The organism is Mesorhizobium sp. M1A.T.Ca.IN.004.03.1.1 (genome assembly GCF_003997555.1).
In the GTDB taxonomy this organism is placed as follows: domain Bacteria; phylum Pseudomonadota; class Alphaproteobacteria; order Rhizobiales; family Rhizobiaceae; genus Mesorhizobium.
The window spans coordinates 358,403-376,018 of the sequence record NZ_RZTV01000004.1 but is presented as its reverse complement, the minus strand read 5'-3'; the positions used below and the strand labels follow the sequence as shown (position 1 = coordinate 376,018).

Here is a 17,616-nt window from a genome sequence, read left to right as displayed (position 1 = left end):
TTGGCTCCATTCATGCTGCCTTTGCCTGCGCGCTGCTTCTAGGGACCAGCACGTTAAGGGTCGCTGGATGGATTTCGACCGTGGTTTCGCGTTCCAGCTTGACCAACTCTCCGTCCATCACCGCCTTGAACTTTGTCGGCGAGGAATGAATTTTCAGCACGGCCTTGTCAGCCTGGTGGATCTCGACATGTTCGCTTTGGCGCCACCGGCCGCGCAGCATGGCAAGCAGCAATTTTACCAAGTCACGGCGCCGGCGCGCAACGCTGACATAGATGCCAAGCACGCCGCCGGCCGGATTGTCCGCATAAGGCAGATGACCCTCGCCGAACAGGTTGTTGCTGATGCCAATTCCGGTCGCGCGGGTGATGATGTCGGTCTTGCCGATGGTCAAGGTCACCTTGAGGGTGCGCGGGTTCTTGATCGTTGCCCATGCGGCGCGAACCGACGCCCGCATCTTTCCCAGCCGCGAGCCAAAATCCATCTTCTCGCGGAGCTGGACCATTCTGGCATGCATGCCGATTGAAAATTGATGCACGAAGGGACGGCCATTCGCGGTCGCCATATCGACCGCCTTGACCTCGCCGTCGGTAAAGGCCTTCAAGGCGGCTTCCAGTGTCTGGGGGATGCCAAGGCTGCGCGCGAAAAGGTTCATCGTACCAGCCGGCAATATGGCCAACGCGTTCTTCTTGTTCATCAGAAGCGAGGCGGCGGTGGACACCGTTCCGTCGCCGCCTCCGGCGAGCACGACATCGACGTTGCGCCTGGCTATGGCCTTTTCCAAAGCCGTAGCGATTTCGCCGCCCGCAACGATGTCGATCTGAACCGAATGGCCAGCCGCTTCCAGAAGCTCGCGGACCCGGTCGGCAAAGGCTGCAACATCGGTCGTGCGCAGGGTGCCCCCGTCCTTGTTCAGCACCGCAGCAAACCGCATGCCCCTCTCCGTCCTGCTATTGTTAGGCCAAAAACGAGCTCTCAGCCGGAGGCTGAAACGGAAAGGGGCCGCCGAAGGTTCCGCGTCAGGGAGCAAGTCAAGCGCCGTGGACCGGCGCCGTTTGGAACAAGGCTCCCCTCACGACGTTGTGAAATCGTGGAATATTGCCGCGCTCGCCCTTGCCTTGTGCGAGGCCGCGAACGCGGCGCGTAGGAAATCAGGCACGAGGAGAGACGATCATGATCCGCACTCTTTTTGCAACGACCGCGCTTGCAACCCTCCTAGCAACCGGGGCCTTTGCGCAGAACACAACGCCTGCACCGGCGCAGGCGCCCGCCACCGAAACCCCCGCGCCCGCCGCCGAGATCCAAGCTCCAGTAGTACGTGCAGACGGGGCGCTGATGACCAATATCATCGGTGAATCCGTCTATAATGGGACCGGCGACGATGCCGAAGACATCGGCAAGGTCGACGACGTCGTTTTCGATGCAAGCGGCAACGTAAAATCCGTCATCATCGGCGTCGGCGGCTTTCTTGGCGTCGGCACCAAGGATGTCGCCTTCGATTACAACAAGCTGGAATGGGCCGAGAAGAACGGCGACCGCTGGCTCGTAGCGAAGACGACCAAAGACGAGCTGAACGCGCAGGCGGCCTTCGATCGCAAGGCCTATGATCCGGCCCCGGCGCAAACGACCGATGCCACGCAGCCAGCGACCACCGACAGCGGAACGGCGCAAGCGCCCGCTCAGCCGGCCCAGCCGGTAGAGAAGGCTGAAGGCAATCTCGCCACCAACATCATGGGCGAGTCGGTCTATAACGGCACCGCCGACGACGCCCAAAAGATCGGCGACGTCAACGACATCGTTCTTGCCAAGGACGGCAAGGCCGAATCCCTCGTGATCGGCGTCGGCGGCTTCCTGGGCATTGGCGAGAAGAACGTTACCTTCGACTTCGCCAAGGCCAAATGGGCGGAGAAGAATGGCGATCGCTGGTTGATCGCCGAGACGACGAAGGAAGAACTGGAGGCCCAGCCGGACTTCAACCGCAAGGCTTATGATCCGGCGCCGGCCGCAGCCACCACGGCTTCGAACACTGCTCCGGCAACGACCACCCCTGCCGTGACCTCGTCCGACACCACGGCCGACAAGGAGGCCAAACCGGCTCAGCCGGCCCAGACGACGGCTGAGACCAAGCCCGCGGCGCCGGCTGCGAATACGACGGCTGAGAACAAGCCAGCCGATACCGGCACAGCCGCCACCGACACGACCAAGACAGCCTCGATCGACAAATCGACGTTGAACGAAATGCCGATGGGCAACATCAGAGTCGACGATCTGAAGGGCACCACGGTATACGGCGCCAACGATGTCGAGATCGGCGAGATTGGCGACGTCGTGCTGACGCCCGACAACAAGCCGGATGCGGTGGTTATCGATGTCGGCGGTTTCCTCGGCATCGGCGAGAAGGAAGTCGCCCTCGGCATGGATAAGCTGAAGTTCATGACCGACAAGGACGGCAACAAGTATCTCTACACCAACTTCACCAAGGAGCAGTTGGAGGCGCAGGCAGCCTACGACAAGAGCTCCTATGCCGCAAACCGCGACAAGCAGAGGATGGTCCTGCAGTAAGGGACCAGGCAGCAGCAGCAGGCAGCAGGGAATACGCGTTTCGCTATTCCCTGCTGCCTGCTGTCTTGCTCACGTGGCCGACCACTCCGTCCTTTGTCAGCTCCGCCAGCGCGAGTGATTGGTCGAGATGGTTGGCGCGCCAGGTGAGCATCTTCTCGGCGAGTTCCACGCGCACCGGCAGATAGGCGGGGTCGTGCGCGACGTTGCTCAACTCGTCCGGATCCTTAGACAGGTCGAAGAGAAGCGGCGGCAGGCCGCCGCCGAAATGGACATATTTGAAAGCCTCGGTGCGAAGGACGGCAAGGTTGCAGTCGCGTGAGCCGATGCCGAAATGCCGCTCGGCTTCGCCGTCGGCGACCGAGCGGAAATCGAATTCCCAGTGCGCCGCGTCGCGCCAGTCGGCCGGCTCCTCGCCGTCGAGCCAGGACGCCAGCGACCTGCCGTCGAGGTGCGGTTCGGGTGCTGCGCCGATCAGGTCGAGCAAGGTCGGGAAGACGTCCACCGCCTCGGTGAAACGATCGATGGAAGCGCCGGCCGCTTCTGTCCGGCGCGGATCGCGCACGATCAGCGGAATGTGGTAGCTGGCGTCGAAGAAGCCGCCTTTGCCAAGCATGAAGTGGTCGCCCATCATCTCGGCATGGTCGGAGGTGAGCACAACCACAGTGTCATCCCAACTGCCGGCCGCCTTCAGCGCTTCCCAGATGCGGCCGAGCTGCGCGTCGAGCTCGGAGATCATGCCGTAGTAAAGCACACGGATCCGGCGGAAATTCTCCTCGCTCCAATCCCGCACCTTGCCCTCGGCGCCGGGAACGAACTTCGTCCGCTTCTGCAGGCCAAGATCGTATGCGAGGTAGGGGTGGCTTTGCGCCTCGGCCTGCCAGTTCGCCGCGCGCCGGAAAGCGGGGCCGTCGGCCGGGTCGTACATGGTGTTGTAGGCTGCGGCACGATGAAAGGCGGGTGCGGGCTGATGAAGGAGATGTGCCCGAACCACGGCGCCGCCTGCTCCTGTTCGCCAAGCCAGCGGATGAATTCGCCGGCTAGGAAAGCCGCCGGCGTCTGGTCCTTCGAATAGACCGGCGGCGCGTTGCTTACATCATCGCCGACCTTGCCCTGCTTGCCAGCCGGACGATGGATGCCCGGTGCCCCGGCGCTCGTGTCGATGCCTTGCGTCCGCAGCCAGGACAGCCACTGCTTCTGATGTTCGGGCAGCAACTGCCGGACGCTGAAGCCGGGCAGCACGCCTTCATAACTCCTCAGCCGCGGATCGCCGGCCGCAAGCCGGCGCGGGTCCGGCGCCACATCGGTATAACCGAACAGCGTGGGGTCATAACCCACCGCGCGTGCGGAAAGCGCGATGTTACCATGGCGGGCGTCGAGCGGCGTGCCGTTGCGGCAGACCCGGTTGTTCATCTGATAGAGGCCGGTGTAGAGGCAGGCGCGCGCCGGCGAGCAGGGCGCCGCTCCAGCGTAGTGGCGCCGGAACAGCACGCCCTCGGCCACGAGCGCATCCACATTCGGCGTTTTCACCACCGGATGTCCCGCCGCCGACAGACAATCGCCGCGCCACTGGTCGCAGGTGATGAGAAGAACATTCGGGCGGCTCACTCGGTTCTCCAAACTCTTCTCCTCAAGACGGTGCGCCCGCTCATGGAGCCGAAATATCCCGATCGGCGCAAGGAGGCAGTTTCATCAATTGGTGAACATCGGTCTTATGGCCGTTCACTTTTGTGATACAGTCCATTCTGAGTTTGGTCGCTTTGCCGGGCCCGGCGCTATCCTCATATTGCGGTGGACAGCGGCAAGGGCCGCAGCAAGGATAGGGAAGGAGCAAGACCATGCTCAATCAGATCAAGGGCCTGCATCACGTTACCTCGATGGCAAGCGATGCGCGCCGCAACAATGAATTCTTTACCAAGAAGCTCGGCCTGCGTCGGGTGAAGAAGACCGTCAATTTCGACGCACCGGACGTCTATCACCTCTACTATGCCGACGCGTTCGGCACGCCGGGCTCGGTGATGACCTATTTCCCGTTCCCCGACATCGGCAAGGGCCGGCATGGGGTGGGTGAGGTCGGCACCACCGTCTTCTCAGTGCCGGAAGGCACGCTCGGCTATTGGGAAAAGCGCTTCGCCGACGAGGGCGTCAGCGGTGGTGGCCGCAGCGAAAGCTTTGGCGAGAAGCGGCTTGCCTTCACCGGCCCCGACGGCGACAGTTTTGCGCTGGTCGAAGACAAGGCCGACGGCAGAGCGCCCTGGGTGAAGGGCGGCGTCCCCGCCGATGAGGCGATCCGCGGCTTCCACTCGGTCGCGCTGAGACTGAAGGACGGCGGCGCCACCGAGGAGCTGCTGAAGTTCATGGGCTATGAAGAGGTCGACAAGTCCGGCAACATCCGCCGGATGGCGATCAAGAACGGCAACGGCGCCGACGTCGTCGACATCGAATCGCTGCCGGGCGCAGGCTTTGCCAATCTCGGCGCCGGCTCTGTGCACCATGTCGCCTTCGCGGTCGAGGATCGCGCTAGGCAGCTCGAAGTGCGCAAGGCGCTTGTCGACACGGGTTACGGCGTGACGCCGGTCATCGATCGCGACTATTTCTGGGCGATCTATTTCCGCACGCCGGGCGGCGTGCTGTTCGAGGTGTCGACCAACGAGCCGGGCTTCAACCGCGACGAGGACACCGCGCATCTCGGCGAGGCGTTGAAGCTGCCGACGCAGCATCAGCATCTGAGACCCTATCTCGAACAGCATCTGCAGAAGCTGGAAGACTGACGCCATGAGCAAGGACGCCTACATCCACAAAGTGCTGCCCGGTTCGCCGGGCAGCGCGCTGCTGTTCGTCTTCCACGGCACCGGAGCCGACGAGAACCAGCTTCTGTCCTTCGGTCGCGGGGTCGCGCCTTCGGCGACGATAGTCTCGCCGCGCGGCGATGTGTCGGAGCAAGGTGCCGCCCGTTTCTTCCGCCGCACCGGCGAAGGCGTCTACGACACGGACGACCTCGCGCGGGCGACGGCCAAGATGGCCGGCTTCGTCAAGGCGCATGTCGAGGCGGCAAAGCCCTCGGCGGTGTTCGGCCTCGGCTATTCCAACGGCGCCAACATCCTGGCCTCGGTGGTGTTCGCCGAGCCAGGACTGTTCGATGCCGCGGCGCTGATGCATCCGCTGATCCCGTTCGAGCCGCAGGTGCAGGGCAGCCTTGCCGGGCGCCGCATCCTGATCACGGCCGGCAGGCGCGACCCGATCTGCCCGCCGAACCTGACAACGCGGCTGGAGGCCTATTTGCGCGCCGACGGGGCCGATGTCACACTGGAATGGCACGACGGCGGGCACGAGGTGCGGCCGAATGAAATCGAAGCGGCGCGGCGGCTCTTCGCCCTCTCGCTCGTCGGCGAAGGAGTGAAGAAAAATGGCTGACCAGCTGCCCGAGATCGAACTGGAAGATCGCGGCTCCAAGGGTCGCTACCTGCTGCGCGGACCGGGCGGCGCCGAGGCCGAAATGACCTTCACCAAGGTCGGCGAGCACCAGCTCATCATCGATCACACCGAGGTGCCGGATGTCTTTCGCGGCCATGGCGCCGGGCTTCGCCTGGTAGCCCGCGCCGTCGAGGACGCGCGCGCGGCGGGCAAGAAGATAATCCCGCTCTGCCCCTTCGCCAACGCCCAGTTCCGCCGCCATCCGGAATGGGCCGACGTGCTGAAATAGTAGCACCCGTCTTCCCCTTCTCCCCCGGGGAGAAGGGGGCCGCGAAGCGGCCGGCTGAGGGGAGTTCCAGGGAAAAACCGACGTCTTACTCCGCTGCAGCGCCCTAAACCGTCTCGGCGCTGCGCGCCGATCCACCGGGGCGAGCGACGCAGCCGCCCAGCCATAAATGCGAACACGCGTCTGGCATTTGCGCAGTTCGGCCATCTTGCCTAATTAGACAGATCACCTGGGATTCTCCCGCCCCGATCCGCCACCTCAAAAAGCGAATGGCCTGATGACCGAATCCGACCTCATTCCCGTTTTCGACGGCCACAACGACACGCTGCTCAGGCTCTACCAGTCGAACGAAGCGGATGTCGAAAAGCTGTTCATCGAGGGCACGCCGGGCGGTCACATCGACATGCCGCGCGCCAAAAAGGGCGGTTTTGCCGGCGGCATGTTCGCGATCTTTCCGCCGCCGATCGAAAAGACCAAGCGTAGCGCCGTGCCGCCGGCGCCGAGCGACAACGAACCACTGCCGCCGGAACTGCCGCGCGCCGAGGCGGTCACTTCGACCATCGGCATGGCCTCGATCCTGTTCAGGCTCGAGCGCGCCGGCGCGCTCACCGTCTGCCGCAGCGCCGGCGATGTGCGCGAGGCGATGGCGAATGGCTCGATCGCCGCGGTGTTCCATATCGAAGGCGTCGAGGCGATCGATCCCGAGCTTGCCATGCTCGACCTGCTCCATGCCGCGGGGCTCCGCTCGCTGGGGATCGTCTGGAGCCGGCCGAATGCCTTCGGCAACGGCGTCCCGTTCCGCTTTCCCTCGTCACCCGATACCGGGCCGGGCCTGACCGACGCCGGCAAGGCGCTGGTCAAGGCGTGCAACCAGCTCAGGATCATGATCGACCTCTCGCATCTCAACGAGAAGGGCTTTCGCGATGTCGCCGCGCTCAGCGACGCGCCGCTGGTCGCGACCCACTCCAACGTGCATGCGATCTGCGGCCATTCGCGCAACCTCACCGGCTGGCAGCTCGGCGCGATCCGCGAAACGGGCGGCATGGTGGGCCTGAACTTCGCCACCGGCTTCCTGCGCGAGAACGGCCGCATGAATGCCGACACCAGCCTCGACATCATGCTGCGCCACATCGAGTCGCTGTTGCAGGCGCTGGGCGAGGACGGTGTCGGCCTCGGATCCGATTTCGACGGTGCCACGATCCCGGCGGTGATCGGCGACGTGGCAGGCCTGCCGAAGCTCCTCGACGCGCTCGCCGCTCGCGGCTTCGGGCGCGCGCTGATCGAGAAGATCGCTTATCGGAATTGGCTGCGTGTCCTTGAAAGGACCATCGGATAAAGTGACAATCTTGGACGTTCGGGATTGGGCCAGAACGCTCCCCCAGACGTCGTCATCCTAGGACAAAGCAGGAGCGCAGCTCCGTCGCGCTGCGGGCTCACGCACCCATGCGCTTCAGCCATTCCTTGCCGACACCGCGGTCGCGGATGATCGGCAAGGGGTCTTCATGGTCGAGCCGGGCGCAGATGCGGTAGACCTCCAGCGTCTCGGCATCCATCTCGCCGCGCTTGAAGAAGAACATCGCCGCCGCATAGCGGGTGCGGCCGGACCACATCTCGCCGAGCGGCGTGTTGACCAGCTGCCACTGCTCGGCCGCTTCCGCCTCCGCGTCCAGCCTGTCCGCATCCCCTTCCACGTCAAGAGTCCGCCGGCGGGTTGGCGGTGCGGCGATCGAGCTTGATGAACGGCCGCGGCACTACTTTCGCCCGCTTCATCAGCTTCTGGTATCGCAGCTCGCGAAAGGCGTAGATCTCGACCCAGAGGTCGTCGACGACCCTATCGCCGTAAGGCCGTTGCAAGGAGGCGATGGCGATGTTGCGCTTGGCCATGGGCGACCACATTGCTGCGCTGACCAGCCCGACCTCCTGGGTCTTCTTGTAGTAGACGATGGCGTGCTCGGCCGGGGTGTTGCCTTCGATCTCCAGCCCGACCAGCACATGGCGCAGCTGCTTTTTCGCCCGCGCTTCGAAGATGGGGCGGCGGCCGTTGAAGTGGCCTTTGTCCGGATCGACCATGAAGCTGAGGCCGATCTCGTCCGGCATGCGCAGGCGGTCGGCACTGATGGCATGCCCGGCAGTGGTGAAGTCGGCATTGGCGACGATCAGCCCGGCTTCTAGCCGCGCCCGGTTCAGCGCCGTGTAGCCGATGGCGCGGATGCCGCGCAGCCCGCCCGCCGCCATCAGCCGGTCCCATAGGCTCAACGCCTTGTCCGCCGGCACGAACAGCTCGTAGCCGAGATCGCCGGTGAAGCCGGTGCGCGAGATGGTGACGGCAGCGCCGTCATGCGCGAAGTCGGCGAGGTCGAAAACCCTCAGCCGCTCGATGCCGGCAAAGCCGGCGTCGCGCAGGATGGCGAAGGAGGTTGGGCCTTGCAGCGCGAGCCCGGCGATCGCTTCGGTTTCTTCCTCGACGCTGACCTCATAGCCGATGGCGCTGTCGAGCAGCCAGGGCAGATGCCGCTCCTGCGAGCACAGCCGAAAGCGCGTCGGCGACAGCCGGAACAACGTGCCGTCATCGAGGACGAAACCCTCGTCGTCGCACCAGGCGGTGTAGTGGACGCGGCCCGGCTTCAGCCTGGTCGCGTCGCGCAGCGTGACACGGTCGAGATAGGCTTCGGCGTCCGGACCCTCGATCCGGTATTTCGTCATCGGCGAGATGTCGAAGAGTGCCGCCTGGCTGCGAATGGCAAAATATTCCAGCTCCTCGTCCCAGAGCGAATGCGGCGCGCGGTAGCCGGCCCAATTGTACCAGTCGTTTGTCAGCGCCAGCGCGTCAATGCGCGGCTGCAAAGGTGTGTCGAGCCGAAGCGTGCGGAAGTGGGATTGCGCAAGAGTGCAGGCGGAATTGATTTTCACATGAGGGTTCATATTGGCGTCGTAGAGTGCTGCGTTTGTGAATGGCGAAATCATCTCATGCCCTCATCGCGATGATGCGGCGTGCGGCGTTGAGGCCGGGGGCGCCGGAGATGCCGCCGCCGGGATGCGAGCCGGCGCCGGCAAGGAACAGCCCTTCGAGCGGCGTGTCGTAGCCCGACCAGCCGGAGACCGGCCGCGACATCAGCATCTGGTCGGCCTGCAATTCGCCGTGGTGCCAGTGGCCGCCGGGCATGCGGTAGCGTGCCTCGATGTCGGCCGGAGTCAGCAACTCGGCATGACGCAACGTGGCGCCGATGCCAGGCGCATAGGCTTCGAGCTGCGCCATGATCGCCTTGAGGAACTGCGGCTTGCCGGCGGTCCAGCCCTGTTTCAATGCATAGGGCGCGTATTGCACCACGGTCGAGAGCACGCAGGCGCCGGAGGGTGCCAGCGAAGGATCGACCAGGCTGGGCAGCGTGATCTCCATCACCGGCTCGGGCGAGAACTCGCCATATTTCGACGGGTTGAAGGCGCCCTCGACATGGTCCGGCGAAGGCGCGATGACGAGGCGGCCCTTGTGGCCAGCGGCGTCGACGCCGGCAAATTGCGGCGGCCGGTCGAGCGCGAGATGGAGCTTCGCCGCATCGCCCTTCATGCGAATGTTCTTCACCTTGCGCACGAAACCGGTGTCGACCTCGCGCGGCCCGGCCAGATCGAGGATCGTGGTTGCGGGATTGATGGCCGAGACGACCGCTTTTGCGCGCAGCGCTTCGCCGCCCTGCGTGACGACACCGACGGCACGGCCCTTCTCGACGACGACCTTGGCGACCGGCGAAGCCAGACGGATCGAAACACCCGCTTGCTCGGCCGCCGAGCGGATGGCGGCAACGACCGCGCCCATGCCACCCTTGGGCTGTATCTGCGCGCCGGCGAGCCCGCCGATCTCGCCAGCGAGCCGATAGTAGAGGCCGAGCAGCGATGTCGGCGAGCGCGGACCGAGATGGCTGCCCAGTGTCGCGTCGAAAGCGAGCAGGCCTTTCAGCCTGTCGTCGGAAAGCTGCTCGTCGAGCAGGTCGTAGACGTTCATCAAGAGCACGCGCAGGAAGTCGCGCATATCCTCCTTGCCGAGCTTTTTCAGCGCCAGCGCCGTCTGGCCGAGCCCGGTCATTTCGGCGAGCGACATGCCGGCGAGGTCCGGCGGGCGGCGCGACAGGAAGGGTTTCAGCACGCCGGCGTAGCGCAACAGCTGCGCGCGCAGGTCGCGCCAAGCCGACTGCTCCGACGGGCTGGCGCCCGTCAGCGCCTCGCCATAGGCGCCGTGCAGCACCAGCGGGCCGTCTTTCGACAATGCGATCGACGGCACCAAATCGCCGCGCTCGATCTTCAGCCCGTGGCGCTCGAGCTCCAGCGTCTTCACCACATCGGGATGCAGGCGGTTGAGCAGATGAGCGACCGAGGAGACGCGAAACCCCGGCGCGAATTCCTCGGTGCGCGCCGCGCCGCCGACCTCCTTGCCGGCCTCGAGCAGCAGCACCTTGCGTCCCGATTTCGCCAGCGTGGCGGCGGCGACCAGGCCGTTGTGGCCGCCGCCGATGACGATCGCGTCCCAATTCGTTTCAGATGACGTCATGGGCCGGGCTCATATGCAGGGTTGGCTTGGCGAGATCGCGCAGGATCTCGGCGGCGGCGTTGCGTCCGGGCGCGCCCATGACGCCGCCGCCCGGATGCGCGGAGGAACCGCACATATAGAGCCCGCCGACCGGCGAACGGTATTGCGCGTAGCCCGGCACCGGGCGATTGAACAGCAGCTGGTCGAAGGTCAGTTCGCCTTGGAAGATGTTGCCTTCGGTGAGCCCGACCTCGGCCTCGATCTCGCGCGGCGTGCGCACCTCCATATGGACGATGCGGTCGCGGAAGCCGGGCGAATATTCGGCGATCTGCGCAACCACGCTCTCGGCGAAGCCGTCGCGGTCGGCGTCCGTCCAGTCTCGGCCGCCAATTTTGGGCGGCGCGTATTGCACGAAGCAGCTCATGAAATGTTTTCCCGGCGGCGCCATGGTCGGGTCGAGTGTGGTCGGGATCACCATGTCGAGGAAGGGATCGGCCGACCAGCGCCCGGCCTTCCAGTCGTCATAGGCGCGCTCCATGCGCTCGATTGAATCGGTGAAGTGCATGTCGGCGCGATAGACCGGCGAATCCTTCGGCAGAGCCGGGAATTGGGGAAGTGAATCCAGCGCGATGTTGACCTTGCCGGACGAGCCGCGGATCTTGAAGTTCCTGACCCGCCGAAGGAAGATGTCGGGCAGCTCCTTCTCCTCGACCAGCTTCAGGAAGGTGCGCTTCACGTCGGCGTTTGAGACGACGAGCTTGCCGTGGATCTCTTCGCCGCCTGCCAGCACGACGCCGTTGGCCCTGCCGTTCCTGATCAGCACGCGCTCGACCTCGGCGCCGGTGCGGATCGTGCCGCCGGAGGCCTTGAATGAGGCGGCGAGCGCCTTGGTCACGGCACCCATGCCGCCACGCGCATAGCCCCAGGCGCCCACCGAGCCATCGACCTCGCCCATATAGTGGTGGAGCAGGACATAGGCCGTGCCGGGCGACATGGGCCCAAGCGCCGTGCCGATGATGCCGGAGAGCGCAAAGTTCGCCTTGGTGACGTCGGTCTCGAAATACTCGTCGAGGAAGTCGGAGATCGACATCGTCCAGAAGCGCAAGGTCAGCGCCATTTCCTCAGCAGTGAGACCGGCGAATTTCTTGCCGAGATAGAGCAGCTCGCCAAGATCGCGCGGCTTGAAGCTGGTGGGATCGGGCGCGGTGCGCATCAACAGCGGCTGGATGAAGCGGCACTGCCTTGTGACGTCGCGCGAATAGCGGTCGTAGGCCTCGGCGTCGCGCTTGGAGAAGCGGGCGAATTCGCGGCGATGCGCGTCGTGGTCGCGGTAGTTGGCGAGATAGTCGCCGTCGCGCGTGAACACCGCGCCGCCTTCATAGGAGATCACCTGCAGGCCGAAGCGCGGCAGCTCCAGATCGCGCATGATCTCGGGCCGGAACAGCGAGCAGACATAGGAGCAGTTGGAGTAGAGAAAACCCGGCGTCAGCTCGCGGCTGGTGGCCGCACCGCCGACCCAGTCGTTCTTCTCGACCACCAGCACGTCGAGCCCGGCGCGTTGCAGATAGCCGGCGTTGACCAGCCCGTTGTGGCCGCCGCCGATGACGATCGCGTCCCATGCCTTCATGTGCGCTCAACCTCCCTCCGGCCGTCCGTTGTTGGGTGCGATTTGTTCCCTGATCAGCCGAATTTGGCACGGGTCACGGTTTTTTGTCCAGCCATTTTGAATGAATGTTCAACAAATGGTGTTGCGTTTCTGCGTTGATGCGCTAGGCTTTGCCCCGCATTTCTGGTGTTCCGCTAGCGCGAAGGTGACTTCGGCATTTGAGGCTCAGTCCGATGATCGAAACGGCTAACGCAGAGCCGGAATATGACGACGCGGCCATTCGCTTCCTCGAGGCGCTCTGGGGCGATGGCTACCTCTCCCCGGGCGGCCCGGACGAAGTGGACCGCGTGGTCGAAGGCCTCTCGCTCAAGGTCAAGACGATCCTCGATCTCGGCTGCGGCGCCGGCGGCGTCACGCTGGATCTGGTCGCGCGCCATGGTGCGGCGCATGCGACCGGTTTCGATGTCGAGAGGCCGGTGATCGAGACGGCAAAGCGAAAGGCGGCTGCGCAGGGTCTCCAGGACCGCGTGAGCTTCGTCCAGGCGCCGCCGGGACCGCTGCCTTTCACCGATGCTTCCTTCGACGTCGTCTTCTCCAAGGACGCACTGTTGCATGTCCGGGACAAGGATGCCCTGTTCGCCGAGATCTTCCGCGTGCTGAAGCCCGGCGGCGTCTTCGCCGCGTCGAACTGGATGATCTCGCATGACGGCGAGCCGTCTGCGGACATGAAGGCCTATCTCGCGACGGAAGGCTTGTCCTTTGCCATGGCTTCGCCGGCGCGCTACGCCGAAGCGATGCGTCGTGCTGGCTTCCGCGACATCAGCGTCCGCGACCGCAACGCATGGTACCGCGAGGTGGCGCGGGAGGAACTGGCGCGCCTGAAGGGGCCACTCTATCAAGCGCTCGCCGCCGCGGTCGGCGGGGGCTATGTCGACAAGAACATCCGGACCTGGGAGGCGATGCAGAAGGTGCTTGACAGTGGTGAGCACCGCCCCACTCATCTGCGCGGTTGGAAGCCGGTCGGATAGCCGGCAATGCTGGAGACCGTCACGCTCATGAAGAATGCAGAGGCCAGGGATGCCTTGCCCGAACCGGCACGAAAAGGAGAGGCCGAGAAGCGCGGCCGCAAGGCTTCGAAAGAAGTCAGGCAGCTCCAGTTGATCGAGGCGACGATCGATTCACTGGCCAAGCGCGGCTATGCGGAAACGACGATGGCCGATGTGGCCGACGGCGCGGGCCTGTCCCGCGGCATCGTCAACTTCCATTTCGAAAGCAAGGAGAAGCTGCTCGTAGCCACGCTGCAATATATGTATGACGAGTATTCGGCGCATTGGCGCGCGGCCTTGCAGAAGGCAGGCGACGATCCGGCGCGGCAGCTGCAGGCGCTGGTGTGGGCCGACTTCGATCGCTCGATCTGCAACAAGCGCAAGCTCGCCGCCTGGTGCGCCTTCTGGGGCGAGGCCAAATCGCGGCCGACCTACCAGGCGCTGAGCAGCTCGCGCGACGCTTACTACCAGCAGGTGTTCATCGATCTCTGCGCGACGCTCAAGCAAAGCGGCGGCTATGCCTATGAGCCGCAGGTCATGGCGCTGGCGCTATCGGCCATGCTCGAGGGCCTGTGGCTGCGGTTGATGATGGGCACCCAGGACACCACGCGCGAGACCGCGCTGCAGGCCGCCAACGCGTTCCTGGCCGCGGCCTTTCCGAAACACTACGGTTAACGACGGCCCGGGGTTAGCAACAGCCGGCCAGCAAGACCGGCAAGACCAAAAGAGGATGGAACAGCATGAAGAAACTCAGCCGACGCTTGACACTTACTTTGGCGCTCGCCGGCGCGCTGGCATCTTCGGCGGCAGCGTTCGCCGTTGCCGCCGACAAGGACCTCATCGTGTTCGACTGGTCCGGCTATGAGGACCCCAGCTTCCACGGCAAATATGTCGAGAAGGACGGCGACTCGCCGACCTTCGCTTTCTTCGGCGATGAGGACGAGGCATTCGAGAAGATCCGCTCCGGCTTCAAGGCCGACCTCGGCCATCCGTGTTCGCAAAGCGTGGTGAAGTGGCGCGAGGCGGGGCTGTTGCAGCCGCTCGACACCTCCAAGATCGCCGGCTGGAAGGATCTCAACCCCGGCATCATGGCGATGAAGGACCTTGCCACCACCCCCGACGGCAAAGCCTGGTTCATGCCTTGGGACTGGGGTGACACGCAGCTCACCTTCAACTCCGACAAGATCGCCGAGAAGGACGTGCAGTCGCTGAAGGCCTTCGCCGATCCCAAGTATAAGGGACGCGTCTCGATCGGCGACAATGTCGACGACGCCTATGCGCTGGCCAGCCTCGCCATCGGGCTGAAGGACTGGACAAAGATGACGGACGAGCAGTTCAAGCAGGCGTCCGATTTCCTGCGCCAGGTGCACAAGAACGTGCGCTCCTACTGGACCGACACCACCGACATCGTGCAGCTGCTCTCAGGCGGCGAGGTCGATCTCGCCTGGGCCTGGAACGACGCGGCGGTGCAATCGCAGGCCGCCGGCGTGCCGATCAAGTCCAAGAAGGATACCGACGAGGGCATCTCGACCTGGGTGTGCGGCTATGTGCTGTTCAAGGACGCGCACGGCAACATTGACAAGGCCTATGACTATCTCAATGCCGTCAACGATCCGGAAGTCGCCAAGGTGCTGGTCAAGGACTGGGGCTACGGCCAAGCCAACGCCAAGGGCATGGCCGGTGTCGACCAGGCGGTGCTCAAGGAAAAGGGCTACGACAACGTGGAAAAATGGGTCGACAAGACGCTGTTCCAGCAGCCGCTGCCTTCCGAGCTCAAGCTGAAGATGATCGCCGAGTTCGAGAAGATCAAGGCCGGCTATTGAACAGCAAGATCGAAAGAACCGACGTTGCAATCGTCGGCGCCGGCTTCACCGGCCTGTTGGCCGCGCTCGAATTGAAGCGTGCCGGCGTCGATTTCCTTGTCCTGGAAGCACGCGACCGCGTCGGCGGTCGTGTGGAAGGTATGCGAAACGGGCTTGGCGAGCTGATCGACAGCGGCGGCCAGTTCCTGTGCGAGGACATGCCGGAGCTGATGGCGCTGGCCAGGGCGCGCGGCAAGACCTTCGTCAAAACCTTTGTCGATGGCGATTTCATCACCCATCCACCGATGTCGGTCGACCAGGCCGGACAGACCTATGTGACCGCGATGGCGATCCGCGACCGCATGAACTGGATCGAGCCTGACGATCCCGCGATCGCCAGGCTGACAGTCGCCTCCTGGCTCGAACGCCAGACCGATCCGGTAGATGCCAAAGCCGCCTTCCGCTCGATGATCGAGGGACTGTGGTGCCTGGCGCTGGAAAAGGTGCCGCTCTGGTACCTGATCGACAATGATCGCCGCATCACCAACGAAGTGCCGGAACTGCAATATTCTCTGCGCGAGACCATGCAGTCGCTGGCCGCGGACCTGGCGGGCGATCTCGGTGACCGGCTGCGGCTGAACGAGCCGGCCATTCGCATCGAGCGCGGGCCGTCAGGCGTTCGTGTCGTTGCCGGCAGCGGCGCCGTCGAGGCGCGCGAGGTCCTGCTCGCCCTGCCGCCAGCGACGGCCAACAGGCTCGACTTTCGGCCTGCCTTGTCAACGGCCTTAAAGAAGGCGCTTGGCGTCTGGGAAAGCGGCGCGGTGGTCAAGATCCTCGTCCGCTATGCCAGGCCGTTCTGGCGCGAGCGCGATCTGAGCGGCATGGTGATGTGGCGCGACATGCCGGGCCTGTTTGCCTGCGATGCCAGCAGGGACGCGGAGCATGCAGCGCTCGTCGTCTTCATCGGTGGGCCGCTGGCGCTGCGCTGCCGCAAGCTGGGTGCTGCGGCGTTGCGCGCCGAGGTCATTGCGAAGCTCGCGGATGCGCTCGGTCCGGACGCGGCCGATATTCTCGATTTCAGCCAGCGCGACTGGACGCATGACCGCTGGAGCGGCGGCGCCTATAGCGATCTCATCGTCGACGTGACGGCAAGAGATGCCGAGCGCACGATTCTTGCCGGCGCGCCGCCGATCCATTTTGCGTCGTCGGAAGTGTCGCCGTCCTTCCCCGCCTATGTCGAGGGCGCGATCGTGGCCGGGCACATCGCCGCCGGGAAGATTTTGGCGCGGCTTCAGTCCGCCATCGCCCCCAGGGCCTCTGGGTCGTAGGCGAGACGGATCGGCGCGCCGACCGGAATGTCGTCGGCGCCGAAATCATTGGTCTCGGTCACCGAGAGCGGCTTTTCCAGCCCCGGGATCTCGACGATCAGATGCGTGATCTCGCCGAAATAGTGGCGCTCGACCACCTTGCCGGCGACCTCGAACTTGGCCGTCGCATTGTCCCAGAGCACGCGCAGCCGCTCCGGCCGGATGCCAAGCGTCGCCGCGCCGGCGTTGCGCACGAAGGTCTTCGGCTTGTCGGTCCTCACACGCCCAAAGCCAAGCGTGTCGACAACCAAGGACACGCCGTTCTCCTCGACGATCTCGGCCTTGACGAAATTCATGCCGCCGAGGAAGTCGGCGACCTGGCGGTTGACCGGGCGCTGGTAGATTTCCTTGGGCGAGGCGACCTGCGCGACACGGCCGCCGAACATCACGGCGATGCGGTCCGACATGGCCAAAGCCTCGTACTGGTCGTGCGTGACCAGCACGAAGGTGATGCCTACCGCCTGCTGCAGCCGGCGCAACTCGACCTGCATCTGCTCGCGCAGCTTCTTGTCGAGAGCCGATAGCGGCTCGTCGAGCAGCAGCACCTTGGGACGCATGACCAGCGCGCGGGCCAGCGCCACGCGCTGACGCTGGCCGCCGGAGAGTTCGGTGGCGCGGCGCTTGCCAAGGCCGGTCAGCGACACCTGCGCCAGCGCCTCCTCGACGCGGCGCTGTTCTTCGCCGCCCTGCAGTTTCAGCCGCTTCAGCCCGTAGGCGACGTTCTGCTCGACATTGAGATGCGGGAAGATCGCGTAGCTCTGGAAGACCATGTTGGTCGGCCGCCGGTTGGCGGGAATGCCGTCCATCGGCTGGCCGTCGACCGCGATCGAGCCGCTGGTCGGCGTGTCGAAGCCGGCGATCATGCGCAAAAGCGTGGTCTTGCCGCAGCCGGACGGCCCGAGCAGCGAGAAGAACTCGCCCTCCCTGATCACGAGCGATGCATTATCCAACGCCTTGAACGCGCCGTAGCTGCGCGTGACGTCGCGGATCTCGATCATGGCGCGATCGGAAATCGTTCGC

Annotated in this window: 15 protein-coding genes and 1 pseudogene; 9 read left to right on the top strand and 7 right to left on the bottom strand. The window is 64.6% G+C overall.

What is annotated here, in order from left to right:
- Positions 1–10 precede the first annotated feature (10 nt).
- A complete protein-coding gene (locus tag EOD29_RS15725) occupies positions 11–931 on the bottom strand; it encodes a diacylglycerol kinase family protein (protein WP_127247160.1) in 921 nt (306 codons plus the stop codon).
- Between the two features lie 239 nt (positions 932–1,170).
- Here EOD29_RS15725 and EOD29_RS15720 point away from each other — a divergent pair, with 239 nt between their 5' ends.
- A complete protein-coding gene (locus EOD29_RS15720) occupies positions 1,171–2,559 on the top strand; it encodes a PRC-barrel domain-containing protein (RefSeq protein WP_127247159.1) in 1,389 nt (462 codons plus the stop codon).
- 43 nt (positions 2,560–2,602) lie between these two features.
- Here EOD29_RS15720 and EOD29_RS15715 read toward each other — a convergent pair.
- Positions 2,603–4,176 (bottom strand): annotated as a pseudogene (locus EOD29_RS15715) (alkaline phosphatase family protein).
- 218 nt (positions 4,177–4,394) lie between these two features.
- On the opposite strand from EOD29_RS15715, the gene EOD29_RS15710 reads away from it, so the two are divergent.
- The 4 genes from EOD29_RS15710 (at position 4,395) to EOD29_RS15695 (ending at position 7,592) form a co-directional block, all read left to right on the top strand.
- The gene (locus EOD29_RS15710) at positions 4,395–5,327 is read left to right on the top strand and encodes a VOC family protein (RefSeq protein ID WP_127247158.1); all 933 of its coding nucleotides are present in this window, start codon (positions 4,395–4,397) and stop codon (positions 5,325–5,327) included.
- A 4-nt stretch (positions 5,328–5,331) separates the two neighbouring features.
- Positions 5,332–5,970, top strand: coding sequence for an alpha/beta hydrolase (locus EOD29_RS15705; protein ID WP_127247157.1), 639 nt, complete (start codon positions 5,332–5,334; stop codon positions 5,968–5,970).
- Entirely contained in the window at positions 5,963–6,259 is a 297-nt protein-coding gene (locus tag EOD29_RS15700; RefSeq protein ID WP_127247156.1) for a GNAT family N-acetyltransferase, read from the top strand. The genes EOD29_RS15705 and EOD29_RS15700 overlap by 8 nt, the downstream gene beginning before the upstream one ends.
- Positions 6,260–6,533: 274 nt before the next feature.
- Positions 6,534–7,592 carry a dipeptidase gene (locus tag EOD29_RS15695; RefSeq protein WP_127247155.1) on the top strand — a complete coding sequence of 353 codons (1,059 nt, stop codon included), beginning with the start codon at positions 6,534–6,536 and terminating at the stop codon, positions 7,590–7,592.
- 97 nt (positions 7,593–7,689) lie between these two features.
- Here EOD29_RS15695 and EOD29_RS15690 read toward each other — a convergent pair whose 3' ends face one another.
- The 4 genes from EOD29_RS15690 to EOD29_RS15675 are packed head-to-tail and all read right to left on the bottom strand — an operon-like array spanning position 7,690 to position 12,402.
- Positions 7,690–7,947: a hypothetical protein gene (locus EOD29_RS15690; protein WP_095831049.1), complete on the bottom strand. Its 258-nt coding sequence runs from the start codon at positions 7,945–7,947 to the stop codon at positions 7,690–7,692.
- Between the two features lies 1 nt (position 7,948).
- Entirely contained in the window at positions 7,949–9,178 is a 1,230-nt protein-coding gene (locus EOD29_RS15685; RefSeq protein WP_127247262.1) for an aminomethyltransferase family protein, read from the bottom strand.
- A gap of 43 nt (positions 9,179–9,221) precedes the next feature.
- Complete coding sequence (locus tag EOD29_RS15680; RefSeq protein WP_127247154.1) at positions 9,222–10,796, bottom strand: NAD(P)/FAD-dependent oxidoreductase; 1,575 nt, start codon at positions 10,794–10,796, stop codon at positions 9,222–9,224.
- The gene (locus EOD29_RS15675) at positions 10,783–12,402 is read right to left on the bottom strand and encodes an NAD(P)/FAD-dependent oxidoreductase (RefSeq protein ID WP_127247153.1); all 1,620 of its coding nucleotides are present in this window, start codon (positions 12,400–12,402) and stop codon (positions 10,783–10,785) included. Before EOD29_RS15675 ends, EOD29_RS15680 begins: the two co-directional genes overlap by 14 nt.
- 212 nt (positions 12,403–12,614) lie before the next feature.
- Between EOD29_RS15675 and EOD29_RS15670 the strand changes: the two genes are divergently transcribed.
- From EOD29_RS15670 to EOD29_RS15655, 4 genes are all read left to right on the top strand, one after another.
- Positions 12,615–13,409, top strand: a complete 795-nt coding sequence (locus EOD29_RS15670; RefSeq protein WP_127247152.1) for a class I SAM-dependent methyltransferase — start codon at positions 12,615–12,617, stop codon at positions 13,407–13,409.
- 6 nt (positions 13,410–13,415) lie between these two features.
- A complete protein-coding gene (gene betI / locus EOD29_RS15665; protein WP_095824018.1) occupies positions 13,416–14,102 on the top strand; it encodes a transcriptional regulator BetI in 687 nt (228 codons plus the stop codon).
- Positions 14,103–14,167: 65 nt separating this feature from the next.
- Positions 14,168–15,250 carry an ABC transporter substrate-binding protein gene (locus tag EOD29_RS15660; protein WP_127247151.1) on the top strand — a complete coding sequence of 361 codons (1,083 nt, stop codon included), beginning with the start codon at positions 14,168–14,170 and terminating at the stop codon, positions 15,248–15,250.
- On the top strand, positions 15,247–16,557 hold the full coding sequence (locus tag EOD29_RS15655; RefSeq protein WP_245475352.1) for a flavin monoamine oxidase family protein: 1,311 nt from the start codon (positions 15,247–15,249) through the stop codon (positions 16,555–16,557). The genes EOD29_RS15660 and EOD29_RS15655 overlap by 4 nt, the downstream gene beginning before the upstream one ends.
- Here EOD29_RS15655 and EOD29_RS15650 read toward each other — a convergent pair.
- Entirely contained in the window at positions 16,521–17,594 is a 1,074-nt protein-coding gene (locus EOD29_RS15650; protein ID WP_127247261.1) for an ABC transporter ATP-binding protein, read from the bottom strand. The genes EOD29_RS15655 and EOD29_RS15650 overlap by 37 nt on opposite strands.
- Positions 17,595–17,616 lie beyond the last annotated feature (22 nt).